We start from the raw sequence: 695 nt of genomic DNA, 5'->3' as shown, positions 1-695 counted from the left end.
GAATGCTGGAACGATTGCAACGCAGCTTCATGAAGGAACAGGTTCGACACGGTATTATTTGGACTGACCAAAACTGGTGCGATTTTATGCACTTTTACCAGCAAAGCCTCACGAAAAAATAAGCCCAGCGGCTACTCTCGCCAATACTCTGCAATCCACGGACAAGGTTTTAGTCCTTTCCACCAACGCTTCAACCTAGGCATCGGCTTACCCCACTCTCCTCTAATTGCGTCTGGTGGATTTGGGCGACCATGAAACACCAACATGCTCGCTCCTCTAGGCGTCTCGTAATGGCGAGAGGAAAAACGCATCAAGCCCGAATGCATGACATGTTTTTTGAAACTAAGGCACAAGCGATCATCAAAAAATGATGCCCCACTAATGGCTTTCGCCCAAATATATTCCTGCTCTGTCACGAACTCTTCCAACACCGCAATCGGATCCGCAAGATAACGCGTTAAAACAGGCTTCATGCTATCGCCATCAAAACGCATTACAGAGGCCTGACCCTTTCCAGGCTGATACCAGTTTTCCAACATCATAAACGGCGCAGCGCCTTCAAATAGAGGCTCTATAGATCGCAAAATCACAATATCCAGATCAAGAAATAAGACTCGGCCTTCAAGGCCTAACTTGGCGGCATCAAACAAGGCGAGCTTACGCCAAGCAGAACAATAGCGAGCGTATTTGTAGGG

The 695-nt window shown here is 47.6% G+C and carries 1 protein-coding gene; it reads right to left on the bottom strand.

The genetic code is table 11. The annotated features are described in order from the left end of the window. Positions 1–131: 131 nt before the first annotated feature. A partial coding sequence (locus A3751_RS23270) for a hypothetical protein (RefSeq protein WP_082863417.1) occupies positions 132–695 on the bottom strand: 564 nt, incomplete at its 5' end.

Source organism: Oleiphilus sp. HI0080 (assembly GCF_001635135.1).
The sequence above is the reverse complement of the archived record's forward strand: the minus strand, read 5'-3'. Positions and strand labels throughout refer to the sequence as shown.